A 229-nucleotide genomic window follows, 5' to 3' on the forward strand; every position below is an offset into this window, starting at 1 on the left:
CATGCTGCAGCCACTTCGATGACCACTGTCCGTTGATCGCCTAGAACCCCATATGTAGCTTCGATTTTTTCTTGCAACGGCCCAGTTACCGGAACCGTGAACAAGGTTCCTTTGGTTGCTTCAACAAGAGCTTCAACCGTTCCTTCTCCTCCATCAGCCAGTGGCAGCATTTTCGTATCAGCCGATGGATAAACTTCTTTAATGCCCGCCGCTATCGCTTCGCTTCCTT

1 protein-coding gene is annotated in these 229 nt (G+C 50.2%); it reads right to left on the reverse strand.

What is annotated here, in order from left to right; all coding sequences use genetic code 11:
• Nucleotides 1-229 (reverse strand): glycerate kinase (locus SB822_RS61565; protein WP_410859729.1); only part of this gene is annotated, 229 nt, incomplete at both ends.

The organism is Paraburkholderia sp. SIMBA_054 (assembly GCF_046534875.1).
GTDB classification, from domain to species: Bacteria; Pseudomonadota; Gammaproteobacteria; order Burkholderiales; family Burkholderiaceae; genus Paraburkholderia; species Paraburkholderia hospita.